This window comes from Rhizobium sp. FY34, from assembly GCF_005222845.1.
Taxonomy (GTDB): domain Bacteria; phylum Pseudomonadota; class Alphaproteobacteria; order Rhizobiales; family Rhizobiaceae; genus Neorhizobium.
In genome coordinates, this window is sequence record NZ_STFZ01000034.1 from 296871 (window position 1) to 316634 (window position 19764).

Genomic DNA, 19764 nt, shown 5'->3' on the forward strand with positions numbered 1-19764 from the left:
AGCAACCATGGCGCACGGCCCCACCCAGACGATAAGCGACAACCCCGGCCACACCGCTTCCTGGTATGCGGCCTCCGCCCTGGACCGGCGCGTGCGGCCCCTGCTTCAGGGCGAGACGCAGGCGGATGTCTGCGTCATCGGTGCGGGCTTTACCGGCATATCGGCGGCGCTGGAACTTTCCGAGCGCGGCTATTCCGTCGCAGTGCTGGAGGCCGAGCGCATCGGCTTTGGCGCCTCCGGCCGCAATGGCGGGCAGATCGTCAATGGCTATAGCCGCGATCTGAAGACGATTGCCGGCCGCTACGGACAGGGCAAGGCGGCGCAACTGGGGGACATGTCACTTGAAGGCGGCGCCATCATCCGCCGGCGCGTGGCAAAATACGCCATTAATTGCGATCTGCGCGATGGCGGTTTCTTTGCCGCCTTCACCGACAAACAGATGCGCGAGATGGAAGCCCATAAGCGTGACTGGGAAAAATACGGCCATCCTGGCCTCGACATGGTGTCGCGCCAAGAGGTTGGCCGCTATGTGGCGACCGAACGCTATGCCGGCGGCATGATCGACCGGCTGGGTGGCCATATCCATCCACTGAACCTGGTGCTCGGCGAGGCTGCTGCTGTGGAAAGCCTTGGCGGGCGCATTTTCGAGCGCTCGCGTGTCATTGGAATGGATCAAGGCGCACGCGCTGTGGTGCGCACGGCAGACGGCTCGGTGAGCGCGCGTTACGTTCTGATTTGCGGCAATGCCTATCTCGGCCCGCAATTTCCTGAGATCAGCGGCCGCATGATGCCAGTCTCCAGCCAGGTTCTGACCACCGAACCGCTCGATGCGGCGCTGGCCGAAGCGCTTCTGCCAGCCGACTACTGCGTCGAGGATGCCAATTACATTCTCGACTATTACCGGCGCACAGCGGACAACCGCATTCTCTATGGTGGCGGCATAGGCTATGGCGGGCGTGACCCGAGTGACATACCCGCCGTCATCCGGCCAAATATGCTGAAGACATTTCCGCAGCTGGCCGATGTGAAGATCGATCATGCCTGGAGCGGCAATTTTGCCCTGACGCTGACGCGCATTCCGCATATCGGGCGGCTATCGCCGACGGTCTACTTCTCGCATGGCGACAGCGGCCACGGCGTGACGACGACACATCTTCTGGGTAAAATTCTTGGCGAGGCGGTGGCCGGCCATGCGGGCCGTTTCGATATCTGGAGTTCGCTGCCCAACCTGACCTTTCCGGGCGGCAAGACCTTCCGGGTGCCGCTCACGGTTCTGGGTGCCTGGTGGTACGGCATGCGCGACCGGCTGGGTCTCTGACCGGCGAAAGGTGAAAACCGTCGCCCATTGAGCGACGGCATGCAGTCTTCAGGCCGCGATCGTTTCTTCTATCGGCAGGAACGAACTGATCTGGACGCGGATCGATGCCTTGAAATCGGCAATGATCTGGTCTCCCTCACGCGCCGGAACCTTCAGCGCCAGACGCACGCAGCTAACCGTCAGATGGCACATCATGAAGGCCGTGCACATATAGCGTTCGCGCTCGGATTCGGCGATAAAGCGCTGTGTTGCCTCGACAAACATAACCGCAATCTTGCGCGTTTCAGCGATATCCCGGTCGGCCAGCATCTTGTCGGCCTGGATCGCATTGATGAGGTCCTGGATCGGCGGATGATTGCGCACGAGCAGACTGTAGAGATCGATCAACGCATCGGTTGTCCGTGCGATATCATCGGGGGACGAGATACGACCCAATCCCGGCTCGAAAAAGCTTCGAACATCGGCAATATAACGATCATACAAGGTCGAGATGATGGCCGACTTGTTTGGGAAATACTGGTAGACCGAGGCAATCGGCCCACCCGACAGGCTGGCAATTTCCTTCATCGTCACGGCATCGATGCCCTTGCGACCGATAAGATCCATCGCGACTTTCAGGATCTCATCGATCCGATCACGACTGCGCTCTTGCTTCGGAATCCGCCGCAGGGCAGACCCTGCAACGATACCGTTCTGCACTTCAGGTGCATTGATCCTCAAACCATCCATGCTCATTTACCCCTCGCCATCGCAACCCACCTCGTCTCCCGACGGGTTGGCCTCCATTAGATAACGGCATGACGCCGCACTTGAGCTCTCGCAAACTCCTGCACATCAGGTCCGCAACATTCCCCAAAACATTGACGGCCAGGACGCGCATCGACCGGACAGACCCACGTGTAGCCACACGATCTGGACCCGTTCATCATCAAGTCATTCGTTCGTAGACGGTCAAAAATGACCGTGGCATGAACGAACACCAAGAAACGCTTTCAGCATACAAAAAGGAGTGCCTTGCACTTCTTCATTTCGTAAGCAGCAACTTATTGCACAAGTCATACGACAAGTGCACCAGAGTACAACTCCCGATCAATGCAAAACTCAATTATCCTGTTTTGTGGATCCGCATTGCAATCGTCTAAGCTCTTCTCTGTCAGTACTTCATGTTGTACGCTTGTTCAACTGCTTCCAACCCAAAGTATCAACAGTTTCGAATATACATTCTAGCGGGTAAAAAATCATAGTATGAATATTCCTCAGGTTTCACATGGAAGCCCGGAGCACGTTTTGACCGGCCATTGACGGGCAAAAGCGGCGTCTCGCAGAGGCAGCGAGACCCAGCCTCCCGCTCAGAAATACGTCACCTTTACTGTCCACTTCGCTTGGCGCGAGACAGTACAAGTGGCATCAGTATCGAGAGGAAAATCAGACGCAGAATATGATGCGTGCCGACATAGGCCGGGTCTGCATTGAGGATGACGGCCATGGCGGCCATGGTTTCTAGGCCACCGGGTGCAAAGGCAATCAGGGCAGCCCCCAATGGCACATCCAGCAGAGAGGCAACGGCAAGCGCGATGGCCGCCGAAATGGCGCAAACCAGCACGGTCACCACGGCGCCTGCGGCAAAGGCATTGCGCAGATCAGCCAGGGCAACCCCGGAAAAGCGTGTACCGATCAGGCAGCCGAGCGTGATATAGACGGGCACCTGCACCCAAAGGGGAATGGTGCCCGTAACGGCACCCGTCAGATGCGCGACCGAGGACACCAACATGCCGCCAACCAGAAGCGCGGCAGGCACCTTGACCTTTTGCAACAGGAGGCCAAGCCCCAAAGCCGGCAGCGCCATGGCCACAAGTGCCAGCATGCCGACGGCAGGCGGCGGCGTATAATGCCCCTCGCCTATCGCCCCGCTCACCTCCACCAAAACAGGCACGAGCAAGGTGAGTGCCAGGACGCGCACGCTCTGGATGATGCTGACCGAGGCGAGATCGCTTTTCGTGCTGGCGGCAAGGCTAAGGACATAGCTCAGATGGCCGGGGCAGGCAGCCAGTACCGCGGTCATCGTATCATAGCCGAAGAGGCGGCGAAGCACACCATAGGCGCTGGAAAGCAGCAGGACCGAGGCTGCGATGAGCGCGATGAAACTGAGTGGCCAGGCTTGTGCCGCCCGAAGCACGTCTGGCGTGACGCCCGAACCCATGGAGAGACCGACCGCGAGAAAGGCCGTATTGCGCAGAAGCACGGGTACGGCCAGCCTCAACCCGCACAGGCTGACGATTGTCACGGCCACAGCCGGGCCGACGAGGTAGGGCGCAGGAAGGCCCAAAAGGGCAGCAAGGCCGGCGCCGCAGGCACCAATCAGAAAGCTGGAGATGGCGGGAGAACGAGACAGGGTGGACATGGCGCTACTGGAAAATGCGCGCATGATGCGGCATGGGGCTCAGTTGCGCCCAATTACGCGGACCGACCATCGCGGGTCAAGCCATGGTGTTTCCTCAACCGTTCGCAAAGGTTGAAAAACCGAGGCGGCCCGTTTGAAAGAGACCGTCTCGGGGCGTCATTCATCAGGCCAGCACGGCCGGCACAGTCAGAGGGCGCGAGGGGCGCGGAGCCAGGTCGTCAAGCCCGAGCAGGAAATTGATCTGCGGGCGGGCTTTCACGAGGTCATCAATCGAATACTGCGTCAGCACGTCGAAGAAAGCGTTGAGCGCCTTGCGCAGGGCGGAGTTGAGGCCGCAGCTATCCACCAGTGGACACTCCACGGCGCCGTCCTCGAAGCATTCCGCCATGGCAAAGGAATCTTCCGTCACCTTGACGACATCAAACAGCGTGATCTTTTCGGCGGCACGGCCCAAGCGAACGCCGCCATTGCGACCACGCACGGTTTCAACCAGCCCTGCCTTGGTCAACGGCTGCAGGATCTTGAACAGGAAAAGTTCGGAGACACCGTAAGCGCGGGCGATTTCCGGGATCCGGCTCAGATTGCCCTCATTGGCGGCGCAATACATCAGCATGCGCACGGCGTAGTTCGTCTGTTTGGTCAAACGCATGCCAGTCTCCTTGATCTCGCTTGCCCCATATATAAGACGGCAGCTACTTTCGAACAATTCCAAAATATGAAAATTTTGTTCAGCTTAGGACATGTTCACAGGCGTGTGAATTGACCCCCTTGCCAAAATCATGAATTTCATTTTCAAGAAATTAGAAATTTAGGAGGAAACAGATGAAAAACACGCTCGCAACTCTGCTTATAGCCGGGACAGCCCTTGGTTTCAATGGCACATCAGCATTCGCTAATGGAGAGGTGAATATCTACTCCTACCGCCAGCCGGAACTGATTCAGCCGCTGCTCGATGCCTTCACCAAGCAGACCGGCATTACCACCAATGTGCTGTTTCTCGACAAGGGCCTGGTCGAACGCATCAAGGCCGAAGGCGCCAATTCGCCGGCCGATGTCATCCTCACCATCGACATCCAGCGGCTGACGGAAGCCAAGGATGGCGGCGTGGTGCAGCCGGTGACCGACAATGTGACAATCAACAAGGACATTCCCGCCGCTTTCCGCGATCCGGCCGGCGAATGGTTCGGGCTCACCACGCGCGGCCGCGTCGTTTACGCTTCCAAGGATCGCGTCGTGCAGAACGACATCACCTATGAGGAACTGGCCGACCCGAAGTGGAAGGGCAAGATCTGCATCCGCGATGGCCAGCACTCCTACAATATCGCGCTGTTTGCCTCGATGATTGCCCATCACGATGCCGCCTATACGGAAAAGTGGCTGACGGGCCTGAAGAACAATCTGGCCCGCAAGCCGGACGGTAATGACCGCAGCCAGGCAAAATCGATCATGGCAGGAGAATGCGATATCTCGCTCGGCAATACCTATTATGTCGGCCTGATGAAGACCAATGACAAGGAGCCGGAACAAAAGGATTGGGCGAACGCCATCAAGATCCTGTTCCCGAATGCCGCCGATCGCGGCACGCATGTGAACATTTCCGGCATGGCGCTGGCCAAGAATTCACCCAACAAGGCCAATGCCCTGAAGCTGATGGAATTCCTCTCCTCCGGCGAAGCGCAGAAGATCTATGCCGAACAGGTGTTTGAATATCCGGTCATGCCGGGTGCCGAGCCTTCCGAAATCGTCAAGTCCTTCGGCCCCATCAAGCCGGATCAGCTGCCGCTGATCGACATTGCCAAGAACCGCAAGGCGGCTTCCGAATTGGTCGACAAGGTGGGCTTCAACGACGGCCCGTCGAAGTAACACCTCCTGCAATGGCCGGGGCGCGGCAGCAATGCATGCGCCCCGGACTTAAAGCGGGTTTTGATGATCGGGCGGCAATCAGGTTCTCATGCGCGGCACGTCGTTCGGATCGAGCCTGAGCTCGATCAGCAACGGGACCTGGCGATCGGCAATAGCCTCGATGGCCCTGCCGAGATCTTCCGCGGAGCCAACCTCGATACCGCGCCCGCCCAGCGCATTGGCGACAGCGGCAAATGAAGGCCATTCAAAGGTCGTCAGGCCAGGGTCCATCTTCCGATCAACGAACTGGATATGCTCGGCGCCATAGGCAGAATCGTTGCACAGAATGACGATGAGGTCGAGGCCAAGCCGCACCGCGGTATTGAACTCATTGATGCCGCCCATCATGAATCCCCCATCGCCGGTAAAGAGCACGACAGGCCTCTCCTGAGCGGCGACGCCAGCTCCGATCGCTTCCTGCAAGCCGAGCCCGATAGACCCGAAATTGGCAGTCACAAGAAAGCTCCTGGGATCGGCGACGGAGATGCGGCACCAGACTTCGGTCATGAACCGGCCGCCATCTGTCACAAGGATGCGGTTTTCGGGAAGGCTCTTTTCCAGTGTATCGAGCGCCCAGACATAGTTGACGCAACCGGGTCTCGCTCTCTTGCTATCCCCCGACGGATGGGCAGTCAGGGCAGCAATGTCGAGTTCGCGGGTAAACCCGCTCGGTGGTATCTCCGCCAGATCCAGCCAATGAACCATGTTGTCAGCCGTGAGCCCGGCATCTGCAACCAGGGCGACATCGGGATGCAGGTTATGGCCGATCCTGCGCGGATCGACCTCCACCTGAACAAGCCGCTTGCCGCGCAACAACGTGCCCCGGTCGGTGGTAAAATCATGCAGGCCGGATCCGAAGCAGATGATACAATCGGCCTTGGCCATAACGTCATAGGCCGCGGGCGTACTCAGAGTACCGAAGATCTCCATGTTGAACGCATGTCCGGAAAACAGCCCCTTCGCCTTCAGCGTGGTTGCCAGCGGCGCTTCAAGGCGATCCGCGAGGCGGATGATCTGATCTCGCGCACGGCATGCTCCGGCACCGGCCAGGATCAATGGACGCTTCGCCGACGCGATCATGCCGATTGCCATGTCGAGGGCCTCTCCCTCGGGAACATGGGCCGGCGCATCAAAAACCGTATGACGGCAGGCCTCGTAGGATTGCCGATGCCACATGAAATCTGCCGGCATGTTGAGGACGATCGGTCGCCGCTCGGCACGGGCACGATAGAAGGCCCGCGCGACATCCTGCGTGGCCGTCTCCGGTGCTCGCATCTGCTCGAACCCGGCACCGGTGGCCTTTACGACCTCGCGCTGGTCTATGCTCTGGAGATGCCTTGGATGCAGCACCGGCGTGTCGCCGGCCAATAGCACGAGCGGGATGCCGCCACGCGCCCCCTCGGTCAGCGCGGTGACACAATTGGTCAGCGCCGGCCCGTGCGTGATGGAGGCCACGCCGACCCGATCCTGCACATGGGCGTAGGCAAGCGCCATCAGCACGGCGCTGCCCTCATGGGCTGCAGGAACAAAGCGGCCCGCGCATTCGCGCACATAGTGATCGATCATGAAGAGATTAGCGTCACCCATCAGGCCGAAGACCGTTTCCGCCTGATGATCCCGGACCGCGCGGGCGATCACTTGAAATACGTAGCTGTCCGATTGCGTCACGTCCTGCCCTCCCTTAGCAGCGTGGCCTGGCCTTCGCCATACACCACCTTTCCAGCGAGAGGATAGGCGGACACACGCGCAAGAGGCGTGCAATCTTGACGCCTTTTACCGGTTAACATGCACAACTCATGCGCAAAGCTTGATAAAGACGCTCACTTCCTTCATCTTTTCGGAAAGACCTGCACCGTTATCGGACCAATGCCATGTCTCTCGATCGCTATGACCGCGCCATTCTCGATGCCTTGCAGAAGGATGGATCGCTGACAAACGGCGAATTGTCAGAGCGCATCCACCTGTCACCGTCGCAGTGCTCGCGGCGGCGCACAGCCCTTGAGGAGGCCGGGCTGGTCGAGGGCTATCGGGCCCGCCTCAATGCCGGCAAGCTGGGGTTCAAGGTGCGCGTGATTGTCCGCATCAATCTGCGCATGCATGGCCAGGACAGCGATACGGAATTTTCCCGATGGCTGGGACGGCAGCCGGAAGTACAATCTGCCTTCTCCGTCTCGGGAGACGCGGATTTCGTGCTCGATGTCCGGGTTCGCGATCTTGAGGACTATTCGGATTTCGTGCACGAGCGACTGCTGATCCAGCCGCAGGTCGCGCAGGTGCGCTCGGATTTTGTCCTGCGCACGCTCAAGGACAATGCGTTCCTGGACCTGAGCTCCGAGGCCTGAGACTTCGACAGACAAAGGCGATGCCGGATTGACCTTGATCAGGTCCCCGGCATCCCCACGATGGTTCTGGCGTGATCATCGATGGCTTGGCGCCGCTCTGCCGTGCCCGGATGGGTGGAGAGGAAGGACGCATCACCGCCCGCCGGGAGCTTCTCCTCAAGCCTTGCAAAGAACCGGCCAATGGCGCGCGGGTCCCGACCAGCCTTGGCCATGAGCTCGACCGAAATGCGATCCGCCTCGTTTTCCGCACCTCTCGAATGAGAGAGGGACATGAGCGCGGCACCATTGGTCAGAATATCCTCCCCTGCGCTACCAACATCGCCGGCGATCAGCATGATCAGACCCGCCATGCCCGCGGCGCGGTAGAGCTGGCGCAGCGAGTGTTCACGCTCGACATGGCCGATCTCATGCGCCAACACGCCGATGATCATATCGAGGTCACCATCTGCAAGCTCGATCAGTTCGTCGGTAATGACCAGCGTGCCGTCTGGTAGTGCAAAGGCATTGGGGCCGATCACTCCACCGGCGCGGAAGTTCAGATTATAGCCCTGTCGGCCTCGCGACGAGACCGCCGCAACCTGATCGAAGGCGGCGCGGATCTCGGTCTGGCGGGATTGCAGCAGTTTGCTCTCGCTGAAGATTGCCTTGTCGAGCGTCAGCAGAGTGCCGCTCGCCATCCACTGGGTCACAGCAGGTGGCGTGACCAGCACCGCCACTTCGACGAGCGCCGGAACGGCGAAACGGTAGATCAGTCCGGCCAACAGGAAGATCGCCAGCACCACGCCCAGAAGACGGGGATGGAAGCGCTCCAGTTCGTGGACGAACCCGGCCTGGCCATGGCGGTTCAGCCACAGATCGACGGCATCATTGTCTTCGGTCTCAAACAGCGAGCCATCGGCAAAGCTGATGCGGCGTGGAATGCGACCAACCCGCGCGGAAATCTCCGCGCGGGCCAGGTCATTGACGGAAACCGGATCGCCGACGTGCCCCTCCAGCCTGACAACGAGCGTCAGGCTCTTTGCCAGCAGCACAGCCGGCTCGCTTCGGCTGGAGCCTGGCGGATGCCAGCGACCCGAGGCAATGCGCATATCGTCAGAAGCCAAAGTCAAACCCTTCGAGGTCGAGATATTCTGCTGTCACGGCCGAACCGGATTGCTGGATCGACGATACCACATCGTCCAGTTCGCCATCGACCAGGATACCGGAATGCGCGATCGTATAGCGGTGCTCGCGGACCGCCGCCCAGGGGCGCATCAGGCTGAGAGTGACGACGGTGACAACCAGATTGGAAATGACGATCCAGCAATAGCGCAGGCGACCGAGATCGGAAAACAGGCGATGGCGTCCATCAAACAACGTGGCGTTCATCACGACATTGCGGACACCAACGCGGTAGAAGATCGCGGCAACGCCGAAGAGGCTGAATATCGGGATGAGCATGCCGTAGAGGGCCAGAATGATCTGGACTTGCGGATTGCTCTCGAGGCCGGCTGCTGCGCCTCGAACGGCTGCGGCATAGATCAGTGTGCCGAAGCCAATCACAATGCCGACGCCGGCGATCAGGATGACGAAGGCCGGCAACCAGACCCGATACAGGGCGCCGATCTTCAGATCTGCCACGAATGCGCGGTCGCCGTAGCGCAGGTTGTTGAAGATGTAGCGATAGAGCCAGCGGCTGGCGAAGGGTGCCAGAAGCCCGAGCGACAAGGCTGCAACAAGGCCACCAAAGATGATGGCCACGACGGCGTCCCAGATCTTGCCAGTGAAATTGAAGCGGATGTTGCGATAACTTGTGACACGGGCGTTGAAGCGCAGACTGCGCATGACGATCCACGGCAGAAGAAACAGCATCAGCAGCGCCAGAATGCCGCCGGCAATCGGGCTGACGGAAAGGACGATATTGTAGATGATGATATAGGCAACAACGCAGGCGCGACCGATGAAGATCTGCAAGCCGCGTGCATGATAATCAAAGGAATGACCGTCGATAAAGCTGTTGCCATAGAAATAACGATTGCGGCGGACCTTGGCCCAGGCCGAATAGACACCGAGCGTCACGATGGTCAGCAGGATATTGACGATCCAGATGCCGAAATACTCGCGTGCATTGCCGCGAAATTCGCCACGCTTCAAATTGCCCGCGCGGCTAAGGTCAACGACTACCATAAAAATTGTCCCTCATATGATCAAGATATGCTCCGTCCTTAGCCCCCAGACGGCGCAACCTACCATTGAGCATGCCGGGCGGCGGCACTCAAGTGCGCTGCGACACTCCCGAACCATGCATCAGGTCTCGCGGATCTCGATGCACCACCATTTCGGGCGGCCTCCCTTGTAGGAATGATAGGTGGGCTTCAGATCCGCAGCGCTGGTGCGATCGAAGGCACCGAGCAGAAGTGCGACCGTCGGCTGGTCGTCGATGGCGCCCAGTGATGAGCCGCAGGTGCCGCAAAAGGCACGCGACGAGATAGCGGAGGAGCGCCAGATGGACGGGCTGCCGGATGACCCAACCCAGCGGACGGCCTCGCGCGGGAATTCAACCCAGGTCGCCGTGAGGCTGCCGGTGTGGCGCTGGCACATCTTGCAGGAACAGGTGTGTGGCTTTGCGGCCGGCGCATCTGCCTCGAAACGCACTGCCCCGCAGAGACAGCCGCCGGTATGGATCTTCTTTTTCGGCATGATCAGCCCTCCCCTCGGAGACAAGCTAGCAGCCGGTTTCATGCTGGCAAGAGAACGCCACCCCGCCTTGCGACAGGGTGGCGTTCATCAAAACCGAAAACGGCTTCGTTTACTTCATCGTCGGCATGACGAACTCAGCACCGTCCTTGATGCCGGACGGCCAACGGCTGGTCACCGTCTTGGTGCGTGTCCAGAACTTGATCGAATCCGTGCCGTGCTGGTTCAAATCACCGAAGGACGAGGACTTCCAGCCACCGAAGGAGTGGTAGGCGAGCGGAACCGGGATCGGCACATTGACGCCGACCATGCCGATATTGATGCGCGACGCAAAATCACGGGCGGCATCGCCATCGCGGGTGTAGATCGCAACGCCATTGCCATATTCATGCTTCATCGGCAGATCGAGGGCTTCCTCATAGGTCTTGGCGCGCACGACCGAGAGGACGGGTCCGAAAATCTCGGTCTTGTAGATATCCATGTCCGGCGTGACATTGTCGAACAGGCAACCACCGACGAAATAGCCGTTCTCATAGCCCTGCAGCTTGAAATCGCGGCCATCGACGACGAGCTTGGCACCGGCTTCGACACCCGAGTTGATCAGACCCGTGATGCGCGCCTGGGCTTCCTTGGTGATAACAGGGCCAAGATCAGCCTTGTCATCGGTATAGGGGCCGATGCGCAGGCTCTCAACCATCGGGGTGAGCTTTTCGATCAGGCGGTTTGCCGTGTCTTCACCAACTGGAACGGCGACCGAGATTGCCATGCAGCGTTCGCCGGCAGAACCGTAGCCGGCGCCCATCAGCGCCTGGGCGGCCTGGTCGAGATCGGCATCCGGCATGATGATCATGTGGTTCTTGGCGCCGCCGAAACACTGGGCGCGCTTGCCGTTCATGGCAGCCATACCATAAACATAGCGGGCAATCGGCGTGGAGCCGACGAAGGAGACGGCCGAGATGTCCGGGTGTGTCAGGATGCCATCGACAGCGGACTTGTCGCCATTGACGACATTGAGGATACCGGCGGGAAGCCCTGCCTCGATCATCAGTTCGGCCAGACGGATCGGCACGGACGGATCACGCTCCGAGGGCTTCAGGATGAAAGCGTTGCCGCAGGCGATTGCCGGCGCAAACATCCACATCGGGATCATGGCCGGGAAGTTGAACGGCGTGATGCCGGCGCCGATGCCGACAGCCTGGCGGATCGAGTACATGTCGATGTTCGGGCCCGCACCTTCGGTGAACTCGCTCTTCGACAGATGCGGAATGCCGATGACGAACTCGCAGACTTCCAGCCCGCGCACGATATCGCCCTTGGCGTCTTCGATCGTCTTGCCATGCTCGCGCGACAGGGTCTCGGCCAGGCTGTCCATATTGTCGTTGAGAAGGGCCACGAATTTCATGAACACGCGGGCGCGGCGCTGCGGATTGGTGGCGGCCCACTTGGCCTGAGCTGCCTTGGCGTTTTCAACCGCTGCATTCAGCTCTTCGGCGCTGGCGAGCGACACTTCGCCCTGCACTTCCCCGGTTGCCGGGTTGTAGATGGGCTGCTTGCGGCCTGACGTGCCGGCAACATGCTTGCCGCCGATGAAATGGCCTACCTGATACATGGGTGTCCTCCTGGATTGGTATGGCGGCAGTATGCGCTTTAATTTGCACAATTCAACGCGATGATTTACGCATCTGTTGTGCATAAATTGATGTGCAGGAGCAGGTTTTGAAAATTCTTGATCAGACATACCCCCCTCTGCCTTGCCAGGCATCTCGCCCTCAAGGGGGGAGATCAGGCTGGAACCGCTTGGCGCAGCGGCAAGGTGTTATATGGAGGCAAAGACGGTACGGCATTCCGATCTCCCCCCTTGAGGGGGAGATGGCCGGCAGGCCAGAGGGGGGTGCAGATGCCCCGGCGCCGGCGAGGACATGCTGATGGACTGGGACAATGTCCGCATCTTTCTGGCAGTAGCCCGCGAGGGACAGTTGCTGTCGGCCTCGCGCCGGCTGGGGCTCAATCATGCAACGCTTGGGCGGCGCATCAATGCGCTGGAAGATGGCTTGCGCACCCGCCTGCTGATCCGCAAGCCGAATGGCTGCGAGCTGACGGCCGACGGCCATGCGTTTCTTGTCTCTGCCGAACGCATAGAGGCAGAAATGCTGGTGGCGCAGGCGCGCACCGGCGAGGTGAATGCGCCGATTGAAGGCACGGTGCGCATCGGCGCGCCGGATGGTTTTGGCGTCTCCTTCCTTGCGCCCCGGCTTGGCACGCTGATCCAGCGGCATCCGAACCTGCGCATCCAGCTGGTGCCCGTGGCGCGCTCGTTTTCGCTGTCGCAGCGCGAGGCCGATATTGCCGTCACCGTAGAGCGCCCGAGCCAGGGGCGGCTCGTCTCCTCCAAGCTGACCGATTATACGCTGGGCCTTTATGCATCACGCGATTATCTCGCCCGCAATGGTGAGCCGGCGACGCTGGAGCAATTGCGGCAGCATCCGCGTATCGGCTATGTCGATGACCTGATCTTTTCGCCGCAGCTGAATTTTACCGGCGAGGTGATGCGCGATTGGGATGCCGGATTTGAAATTTCCAGCGCCATGGGCCAGACGGAGGCGGTGCGCACCGGCGCCGGCATCGGCATTCTGCATGATTACATTGCCCGCCAGGCCCCAGAACTTGCCCGCATTCTGCCGGAGATTTCCATTCGCCGCGCCTATTGGACCAGCACGCATGAAAGCCTGCGCGACCTGATGCGCATCCGCACGGTGATTGCCTTTTTGCAGGAGGCCGTCAGCGAGGCACGGCAGATCTTCGTCTAACTCAGCCCATTTCGTAAGTCGACACTAACTCTCCAGCGCCGTTTTCACCAATGTATCGAGCGGCGCATCGGCGGACAGATGGCGCCAATCCTCCACCAGAACCGGGCGTTGCAGCTGCTGGGCCAGAACCTCCAGCGTCGCATCCGATGCCCCCTTTTCGCGGGCGCGCACGCGGGCACTCAAAAGGGAGGCATCGGCCTCCAGCCAGAGACCGGTGAAGCGCGCTCCAGCCTTTGCGGCTGCCCGCACCATGGCACTTCGGTTCTCCGGCTTGTCGAAAACGGCATCCGCCACAACGCTTGCGCCCGCCGTCAACAGAACCTCCGCTGTTTGGGCAAGCGTGCCATAGACTTCTGCCGATACATCCGGCGCATAGGCAGCCTGCGGCAGCCGTGTTTCGGCCGGCACATCAAACAGCGCCTTGCGGATACGGTCGCTTTCGAGAACACGCGCGCCGGGCGGCACACCGAGATAGGGCGCCAGATGATCGGCCAGGGTCGATTTGCCCGAACCGCTCAAGCCGCCGATCACCACCAGCCGGGCGGGCTTTTCCGCCAGAAGCTGATCGGCCAGTTCAAAATAGGAACGCGCCTCTGCCACCAGCGCCTCGGAGCGATCCTCTGCTTCGGCCACCTGGGTTGCCGTGACATGGGCGCGCACGGCGGCCCGCATGGCCATGAAGAGAGGCAGGAGGCAGAAACCATCCTCCTCGTCAGCCTCATCCAGATAGCGGTTCATGGTGAGATTGGCGAGATCGGCAAAGCCGCGATGCCAGAGATCCATCAACAGGAAAGCCAGATCATAGAGCACATCCGTGGTAGCAAGCTCCGGGTTGAACTCGATGCAATCAAACAGGCGCGGCTCACCCTCCAGCAGGCAGATATTGCGCAAATGCAGGTCGCCATGGCAGCGCCGCACCTTTCCCGCTTGCGAACGTCGATCCAGCAGGGGCGCCAGAGTCTGGCGTGCCGCCTCGAAACGCGCTGTCAGCTTTTCCACCTCCGCGGGTGAAAACACAGTGCTCGTCAAAAAGCCCGCCGCATTGATGGCCAGAACATCCGCCACGCGCTGTGCACCATCGGCGCGCTCGATAACCGGGGCCTGCCGGTGGACGGTGGCAATCATGCGCGCCGTGCGGGTCATCAACTGGGCGTCAAGCGCGCCGGCCATGGCCATGCGGTCAAACAGCAGCGACTGGTCAAAGCGCTGCATCTCGATCGCCGCATCGATCATCTCGCCCGCCCCATCAAGGCACAGTGCGCCATCCGGCTGGCGGGTGATACGGCGCACGCCGAGATAAAGGCCGGGCGCTGTCAGCGAATTCAGCGCAACTTCCGCCTCGCAAGCCTGCAACCGAAGCTGCGGCGTGGAAAAATCCACATAAGGCAGCTTGACCGCCCGCTTCAGCTTCATCACCCGGTTGCCGGCCAGCGCCAGGAAGGAAATATGCGTTTCGATAATCTCCACCGGCGCCGGCTGGCCGAAATTCTCCGGCCGGTGCAGAAAGGCGCGGATCTCATGCTGGTCATCAACGATCATGCAGATAGCCTCCCGGCGAAGTCGGATGATTTCGCGCGCTCCGTCACCTTAAACGCATTCTGCCGCCAGTGCTTGATCCTGCGCAAGCCGCCGCGCGCCGAGACGGCGGCTGATGAACTTGTCTACTTCCAGCACGATGAGCACCGAAGACCCGATGAGCATCACGGTAAACCACTGGGCAAGCGTGACGGGCTGCACCTCCAGCGTATCGCGCAGCCAGGGAATATAGGCAGCCGACAGATGCAGCACTTGCGCCGCAACCACGACGGAAAGCAGCAGCGGATTGCTGAAAAGCCCCATGGAAAACACCGAGCGACGTTCCGAGCGGCAGGCAAAGGTCTGGAAGTTTTCAAAAAACACCAGAAGCAGCAGCAGCAGGTTGCGCGCCTCGACCTCAGAATAGCCATGGGTCAGGAGATAGGCATAGAAGGCAAAGCCGCCGAGACCCATGACCAGCGTGGCTTCCAGTACGCGGCGGATCATCAGCGGATCGAAAATCGGCTCATCCGGCCGGCGCGGCGGGCGCGACAGCTCATCGCCCTCCGCCTTCTCGCTGGCGAGCGCCACATCCTGAATGCCGTTGGTGACAAGGTTCAGCCAGAGCAATTGCACCGCCAGAAGCGGCATGGGCAGGCCGAGCGGAATGGCGAGCAGGAACAGAACCATTTCGGCAGCGCCGGTTGCCGCCAGCATCTGGATGACCTTGCGGATATTGGCGTAAGCCACCCGCCCTTCGCGAATACCGGATATGATGGAGGCAAAATTATCATCGGTAATGATGATATCGGCGCTTTCCTTGGCGACATCCGTGCCCTTCAGCCCCATGGCGATACCCACATGCGCGTGTTTCAGCGCCGGCGCATCATTGACGCCATCGCCGGTAACGGCAACGAAATGGCCGTTGCGGGCAAGCGACAGAACAATGGCAAGCTTTTGCGCCGGAACGACACGGGCATAGATGCGCGCCTGCCCGGTCAGCGTGTCGAGCGCCGCCTCGCCCGCCTCTTGCGCCCGGCCCACATCCTCGCCCGTCACCACCTGGTCCGGCGTGAAGGCAAGGCCTGCGCGTCTGGCAATGGCTGCTGCCGTGCGCGGATCATCGCCGGTCACCATCGCCACCTCGACGCCTGCCGCATGGCAGGCCTTGATCGCCGCCGGCACTTCGGCACGGATGGGATCCTGCATGCCGGCAAGCCCGAGAAACACCAGATCCACCAGATGATGCGGGCCATAGGTACCGGTTTTTTCCGCAGCAAGCCGGCCCTCGGCAAAGGCCAGAACGCGCAGGCCCTCGGCGGCCATGGCATCCACCTGCGCGGACAGAACCTGCCGATCCATGGCCACCGGCACGCCCCCCACCTGCATCCGATCGGCCATGGCAATCACCGTTTCCGGCGCGCCCTTGACGAAGAGGCGCACGCATTGTGCCTGTTCCGGATCACGGTGGAAGGAAGCCGCATATTTGAGATCCGGCTCATAGGGAATGCGCGACAGAAGCGACAGATCCTGATGCAGAGCAGAATGATCGAGACCACCCTTTCGGGCTGCCGCCAGCAGCGCCACATCCACCGTATCGCCGCTGCCCTGCCATTCCCCCGCCTGCCATTCCAGCCGCGCCTCATTGGGAAACAGCGCGGCGCGCAGCAAAGGCTCGGCCTGTTCGGCGCCAGCCACGGCATCGCCGCTGTCATCCAGAATGGCGCAGGCATTGAGATCGGCACCGGCCTGAAGCACGAGACCCGTGCCATCCGGCAGACGGATATCGGTCACCGTCAGCTGGTTGAGGGTCAGCGTGCCGGTCTTGTCCGTGGCAATCATCGTGCAAGACCCGAGCGTTTCCACCGCCGGCAAGCGCCGCACGATGACATTGTGGCGCGCCATGCGGCTCATGCCAATGGCCAGCGCCACGGAAATGGCAACCGGCAGGCCTTCGGGAATGGCGCTGACGGCAAGGCCGACCGCCATCATGAACATGTCGTTCAGCGTCGAGCCGCGCATAAGGCCAATGACGGCAATCACCGCCACAGCCACGCAGACGGCAATGCCGATCAGGCGCGAAAACCGATCCAGCCTGATCATCAGCGGTGGCCGCGACAGGGAGGCGCGGCCGATCTGCACGGCAATGCGGCCAATCTCGGTTGTGGCACCGGTGGCCGTCACCACGCCCTTGCCCCGCCCGCGCGTGACCAGCGCACCGGCAAAGGCCGACAGACGCGGGCGCGAACCGGGTTTTGCCATTGATGCGCCCGGCTCCACGATGGCAAGCCGCTTGCGCACCGGCGCCGATTCTCCCGTCAACAGGGATTCGTCGCACAAAAGATCGGTCGCCTCGACCAGATCAAGATCGGCCGGCACGCGGTTTCCCGCCTCCAGAAGCACGAGATCTCCCGGCACAAGATCACCGGCATCGATTTCCTGCTGGCGCCCATCGCGGATAACCATGGCATGCGGCTGTTCCAGGCTGCGAAGGGCGGCTGCTGCCCGCCCCGCCGAATGTTCCTGCACCCCGCCCACCAACCCATTGAGAACAAGAACGGCGAGAATGAAGATCATGTCTTCCACATCGCCCAGCGCCAGCGAAATGCCGGCTGCCACCAGAAGAATATAGATGAGCGGGCTTTTGAACTGGGCGAGAAACGTGCGCAAAAACGAGGGCTTGCGGCCTTCCGGAATAAGGTTCGGGCCAAGACGCTCCAGCCTGAGCCGCGCCTCGGCAGACGAAAGCCCGGCTTCGGGCACTGAGGCCGGTTGTTTGACACGCTGCGCTAAGGTGGTGTTGGGCAATGGCTTTGCTCCCCAGGTGGCATTGGGGGACCAATGCCACGGTTGCAGAATGGAAGCAGACTACCGATACGCGCGCGGCGGGAGTTGATGTGTGTCAAGTTGTGGGGGAATGTGAGGGGGGGGATACTGGCAATCAGGAAAGCAAAGTGAAGGTAGGCTGGCTAGACAGGATACGGCTTATCCGCCTGCGGCTCCTAAGCATCTGCTTCTTCAGCGTTATTTCGCCGCCGGTCGCTCAGAAAGACCAATTGCAGGAACCCTTTGTATACGATTTCTAGTCGAGCCTGCTATTCTTCGGTCAAAACAGCAGGAACATGTAACCCAGCAAATACCAAAAATGAGAATGCCTTCAAGCTGTTGATTTCACTCCCATAGTCAGAGACCTCGCCATGGATAATCTGGTGCCGGTTCAAGGCAACAAACGGCTTGCCAGTTGCTTCTACCTCTCTTCGCCGAGCTTTTTCAGTCTGCCAAAAACGCGAGGTATGAAGGTCCAAAAATGGAAGCATAAGGTCCAATACCTTCTGATCTGAGGCGTATTTTTTGTGAAACTCCTTAACCCCAGCATCATTGATCGGCGATTTTACTTTCGCATTCTCGGCCAACAGCCCGTCGCCTTGAGCTATGAAGACAGGTATCGACAGGAAATATCCGTCGTATGATGCCAAAGAGTGTGCATAGATGGCAGCTCGCAAAGGTGCTGCCCTATTCGGATACGCTGTGTACAATTGAGCGGCAAATGTTTCCATATTTGCGCGATAGTAATCAGCCATAATCTGGTCAACGTGTTCTGACGCTGGCTTAGCAGAAAGTCTGTCAACCAACTCCATGAGACTCTGAAGTCCATCATGCCACCCGAAAAACCAACCGCTGTCTAGCGCTAACCGCATTGCGTCCTTTGACTTCTGCGGTAACTCGTCAATTCTCTGCCGGACAACCGCCCAATCGATCATGGACAAAGCCATCAACGAGGGCTGAACTTTCTCGGTAAAGCATTCGAATTCCCGGCGCACAGTAGCGGCAAAGGCGAATACGAAGCTTACAATTTCGGCAAAGCCTTCCATCGTTAAATCGACGGAAGGCAAGACTTCCTCATTATCATGTTTATCATCCATTGGACCAGATCCCGAAAAGCGAGTTAGATCCGACGATAACATCGTATTGCTGCGCACATAGATCGTCACCAAATTTGCGGTATGAAACAAATGTTCCAAACATGCTCCGCAAGGTCAAAGCGCATGGAAATTTGACATACCTCGAAGTCATCAAATTTACAAAACATCTAAAATCACTGTGGAAAAATGGTACGGTTGGGGGGTCTCGAACCTCCGACCTCAGGTGCCACAAACCTGCGCTCTAACCAACTGAGCTACAACCGCACATCACGTTGCCGGCATGTAGCCGGCGCGTTGGGCGTGACATAAGAGCATTGCATTTTTTTTGCAAGCCCTGAAACTCGCCGGAGTGCAAAAAGGCCGGGCATAAGTCCCGGCCTTGTCGCGTGATGGAATTTTGAGATCAGGCAGGCTTGAAGGTCGTCATGACCTTTTCGGCGGCTTCCTTGCCGGGCTTCGTCACGTCTTCGGCCAGCTTGCGGGCAGCTTCCTGCATCGCCTTCGCCTGTTCGACGGTGATTTCCACCTGCTTGCGCACGAAGCCGGTCTGCAATTCGATGAGTTCGGATACCGACTTCACGCCCAGCAGCGCTTCCATATGCGCAAGCGACATTTCAGCATTGGTGCGCAGGGCTTCGATGGCCTTCAGGCCAAGCTCGACGGAGCCAGACTGTGCAGTCTGCATCGTGGTTTCCACCGTCTTCGTGGCTTCTTCAGCGGCGGACTTCATCTTGGTGAAGGCCTCGCGCGACTGGGTGGCGCCCTTTTCGGCGATCTCGCGGAAGCTGTCCGAGAAACGGTTGGTATCAAATGCAGCGAACGAGAAGATATCATCTGTCTTGTATGCCATGTCATGATCCTCTTTGATCCGGGCCCGCAA

Annotated in this window: 16 protein-coding genes and 1 tRNA gene; 4 read left to right on the plus strand and 13 right to left on the minus strand. The window is 59.7% G+C overall.

What is annotated here, in order from left to right; genetic code table 11:
• Positions 1-7 precede the first annotated feature (7 nt).
• The gene (locus E8M77_RS20465; protein WP_137132461.1) at positions 8-1318 is read left to right on the plus strand and encodes an FAD-binding oxidoreductase; all 1311 of its coding nucleotides are present in this window, start codon (positions 8-10) and stop codon (positions 1316-1318) included.
• Between the two features lie 48 nt (positions 1319-1366).
• Here the strand turns inward: E8M77_RS20465 and E8M77_RS20470 are convergent, their stop codons facing one another.
• The 3 genes from E8M77_RS20470 to rirA form a co-directional block, all read right to left on the minus strand.
• On the minus strand, positions 1367-2053 hold the full coding sequence (locus E8M77_RS20470; RefSeq protein WP_246659339.1) for a TetR family transcriptional regulator: 687 nt from the start codon (positions 2051-2053) through the stop codon (positions 1367-1369).
• A 631-nt stretch (positions 2054-2684) separates the two neighbouring features.
• A complete protein-coding gene (locus tag E8M77_RS20475) occupies positions 2685-3719 on the minus strand; it encodes an AbrB family transcriptional regulator (RefSeq protein WP_137132596.1) in 1035 nt (344 codons plus the stop codon).
• Positions 3720-3882: 163 nt separating this feature from the next.
• Positions 3883-4368: an iron-responsive transcriptional regulator RirA gene (gene rirA / locus E8M77_RS20480; RefSeq protein WP_137132462.1), complete on the minus strand. Its 486-nt coding sequence runs from the start codon at positions 4366-4368 to the stop codon at positions 3883-3885.
• Between the two features lie 173 nt (positions 4369-4541).
• Here rirA and E8M77_RS20485 point away from each other — a divergent pair, with 173 nt between their 5' ends.
• Positions 4542-5582 carry a Fe(3+) ABC transporter substrate-binding protein gene (locus E8M77_RS20485; protein ID WP_137132463.1) on the plus strand — a complete coding sequence of 347 codons (1041 nt, stop codon included), beginning with the start codon at positions 4542-4544 and terminating at the stop codon, positions 5580-5582.
• 78 nt (positions 5583-5660) lie between these two features.
• Here the strand turns inward: E8M77_RS20485 and E8M77_RS20490 are convergent, their stop codons facing one another.
• Positions 5661-7289 carry a thiamine pyrophosphate-binding protein gene (locus tag E8M77_RS20490; protein ID WP_137132464.1) on the minus strand — a complete coding sequence of 543 codons (1629 nt, stop codon included), beginning with the start codon at positions 7287-7289 and terminating at the stop codon, positions 5661-5663.
• 203 nt (positions 7290-7492) lie between these two features.
• Here E8M77_RS20490 and E8M77_RS20495 point away from each other — a divergent pair, with 203 nt between their 5' ends.
• The gene (locus E8M77_RS20495) at positions 7493-7963 is read left to right on the plus strand and encodes an Lrp/AsnC family transcriptional regulator (RefSeq protein ID WP_137132465.1); all 471 of its coding nucleotides are present in this window, start codon (positions 7493-7495) and stop codon (positions 7961-7963) included.
• A 38-nt stretch (positions 7964-8001) separates the two neighbouring features.
• On the opposite strand, the gene E8M77_RS20500 is transcribed toward E8M77_RS20495, so the two are convergent.
• The 4 genes from E8M77_RS20500 to E8M77_RS20515 form a co-directional block, all read right to left on the minus strand.
• Positions 8002-9066: a M48 family metallopeptidase gene (locus tag E8M77_RS20500; RefSeq protein ID WP_137132466.1), complete on the minus strand. Its 1065-nt coding sequence runs from the start codon at positions 9064-9066 to the stop codon at positions 8002-8004.
• Positions 9056-10129 carry a DUF898 family protein gene (locus E8M77_RS20505; RefSeq protein ID WP_137132467.1) on the minus strand — a complete coding sequence of 358 codons (1074 nt, stop codon included), beginning with the start codon at positions 10127-10129 and terminating at the stop codon, positions 9056-9058. The genes E8M77_RS20500 and E8M77_RS20505 overlap by 11 nt, the downstream gene beginning before the upstream one ends.
• Positions 10130-10249: 120 nt before the next feature.
• Positions 10250-10642 carry a GFA family protein gene (locus tag E8M77_RS20510; protein WP_137132468.1) on the minus strand — a complete coding sequence of 131 codons (393 nt, stop codon included), beginning with the start codon at positions 10640-10642 and terminating at the stop codon, positions 10250-10252.
• Positions 10643-10751: 109 nt separating this feature from the next.
• Positions 10752-12248, minus strand: a complete 1497-nt coding sequence (locus E8M77_RS20515; protein ID WP_137132469.1) for a CoA-acylating methylmalonate-semialdehyde dehydrogenase — start codon at positions 12246-12248, stop codon at positions 10752-10754.
• A 316-nt stretch (positions 12249-12564) separates the two neighbouring features.
• On the opposite strand from E8M77_RS20515, the gene E8M77_RS20525 reads away from it, so the two are divergent.
• Positions 12565-13446 (plus strand): LysR family transcriptional regulator, encoded by an 882-nt coding sequence (locus E8M77_RS20525; RefSeq protein WP_137132470.1) that lies wholly within the window; start codon positions 12565-12567, stop codon positions 13444-13446.
• 24 nt (positions 13447-13470) lie between these two features.
• Here the strand turns inward: E8M77_RS20525 and E8M77_RS20530 are convergent, their stop codons facing one another.
• The 5 genes from E8M77_RS20530 to E8M77_RS20550 form a co-directional block, all read right to left on the minus strand.
• Complete coding sequence (locus tag E8M77_RS20530) at positions 13471-14985, minus strand: bifunctional aminoglycoside phosphotransferase/ATP-binding protein (protein WP_137132471.1); 1515 nt, start codon at positions 14983-14985, stop codon at positions 13471-13473.
• A gap of 48 nt (positions 14986-15033) precedes the next feature.
• The gene (locus E8M77_RS20535) at positions 15034-17724 is read right to left on the minus strand and encodes an HAD-IC family P-type ATPase (protein WP_246659349.1); all 2691 of its coding nucleotides are present in this window, start codon (positions 17722-17724) and stop codon (positions 15034-15036) included.
• Positions 17725-18056: 332 nt separating this feature from the next.
• Positions 18057-18884 carry a hypothetical protein gene (locus E8M77_RS20540; RefSeq protein WP_137132473.1) on the minus strand — a complete coding sequence of 276 codons (828 nt, stop codon included), beginning with the start codon at positions 18882-18884 and terminating at the stop codon, positions 18057-18059.
• 187 nt (positions 18885-19071) lie between these two features.
• Positions 19072-19148, minus strand: a tRNA-His gene (locus E8M77_RS20545).
• A 139-nt stretch (positions 19149-19287) separates the two neighbouring features.
• A complete protein-coding gene (locus tag E8M77_RS20550) occupies positions 19288-19734 on the minus strand; it encodes a phasin (protein ID WP_137132474.1) in 447 nt (148 codons plus the stop codon).
• Positions 19735-19764: the final 30 nt, after the last annotated feature.

Bases quoted from the DNA above. Each gene is read 5' to 3' on its own strand.
- rirA (WP_137132462.1), bottom strand. From the start codon at position 4,368: ATGCGTTTGACCAAACAGACGAACTACGCCGTGCGCATGCTGATGTAT.
- E8M77_RS20525 (WP_137132470.1), top strand. From the start codon at position 12,565: ATGGACTGGGACAATGTCCGCATCTTTCTGGCAGTAGCCCGCGAGGGA.
- E8M77_RS20515 (WP_137132469.1), bottom strand. From the start codon at position 12,248: ATGTATCAGGTAGGCCATTTCATCGGCGGCAAGCATGTTGCCGGCACG.
- E8M77_RS20530 (WP_137132471.1), bottom strand. From the start codon at position 14,985: ATGATCGTTGATGACCAGCATGAGATCCGCGCCTTTCTGCACCGGCCG.
- E8M77_RS20550 (WP_137132474.1), bottom strand. From the start codon at position 19,734: ATGGCATACAAGACAGATGATATCTTCTCGTTCGCTGCATTTGATACC.
- E8M77_RS20510 (WP_137132468.1), bottom strand. From the start codon at position 10,642: ATGCCGAAAAAGAAGATCCATACCGGCGGCTGTCTCTGCGGGGCAGTG.
- E8M77_RS20495 (WP_137132465.1), top strand. From the start codon at position 7,493: ATGTCTCTCGATCGCTATGACCGCGCCATTCTCGATGCCTTGCAGAAG.
- E8M77_RS20505 (WP_137132467.1), bottom strand. From the start codon at position 10,129: ATGGTAGTCGTTGACCTTAGCCGCGCGGGCAATTTGAAGCGTGGCGAA.
- E8M77_RS20540 (WP_137132473.1), bottom strand. From the start codon at position 18,884: ATGGATGATAAACATGATAATGAGGAAGTCTTGCCTTCCGTCGATTTA.
- E8M77_RS20470 (WP_246659339.1), bottom strand. From the start codon at position 2,053: ATGAGCATGGATGGTTTGAGGATCAATGCACCTGAAGTGCAGAACGGT.
- E8M77_RS20465 (WP_137132461.1), top strand. From the start codon at position 8: ATGGCGCACGGCCCCACCCAGACGATAAGCGACAACCCCGGCCACACC.
- E8M77_RS20485 (WP_137132463.1), top strand. From the start codon at position 4,542: ATGAAAAACACGCTCGCAACTCTGCTTATAGCCGGGACAGCCCTTGGT.
- E8M77_RS20475 (WP_137132596.1), bottom strand. From the start codon at position 3,719: ATGTCCACCCTGTCTCGTTCTCCCGCCATCTCCAGCTTTCTGATTGGT.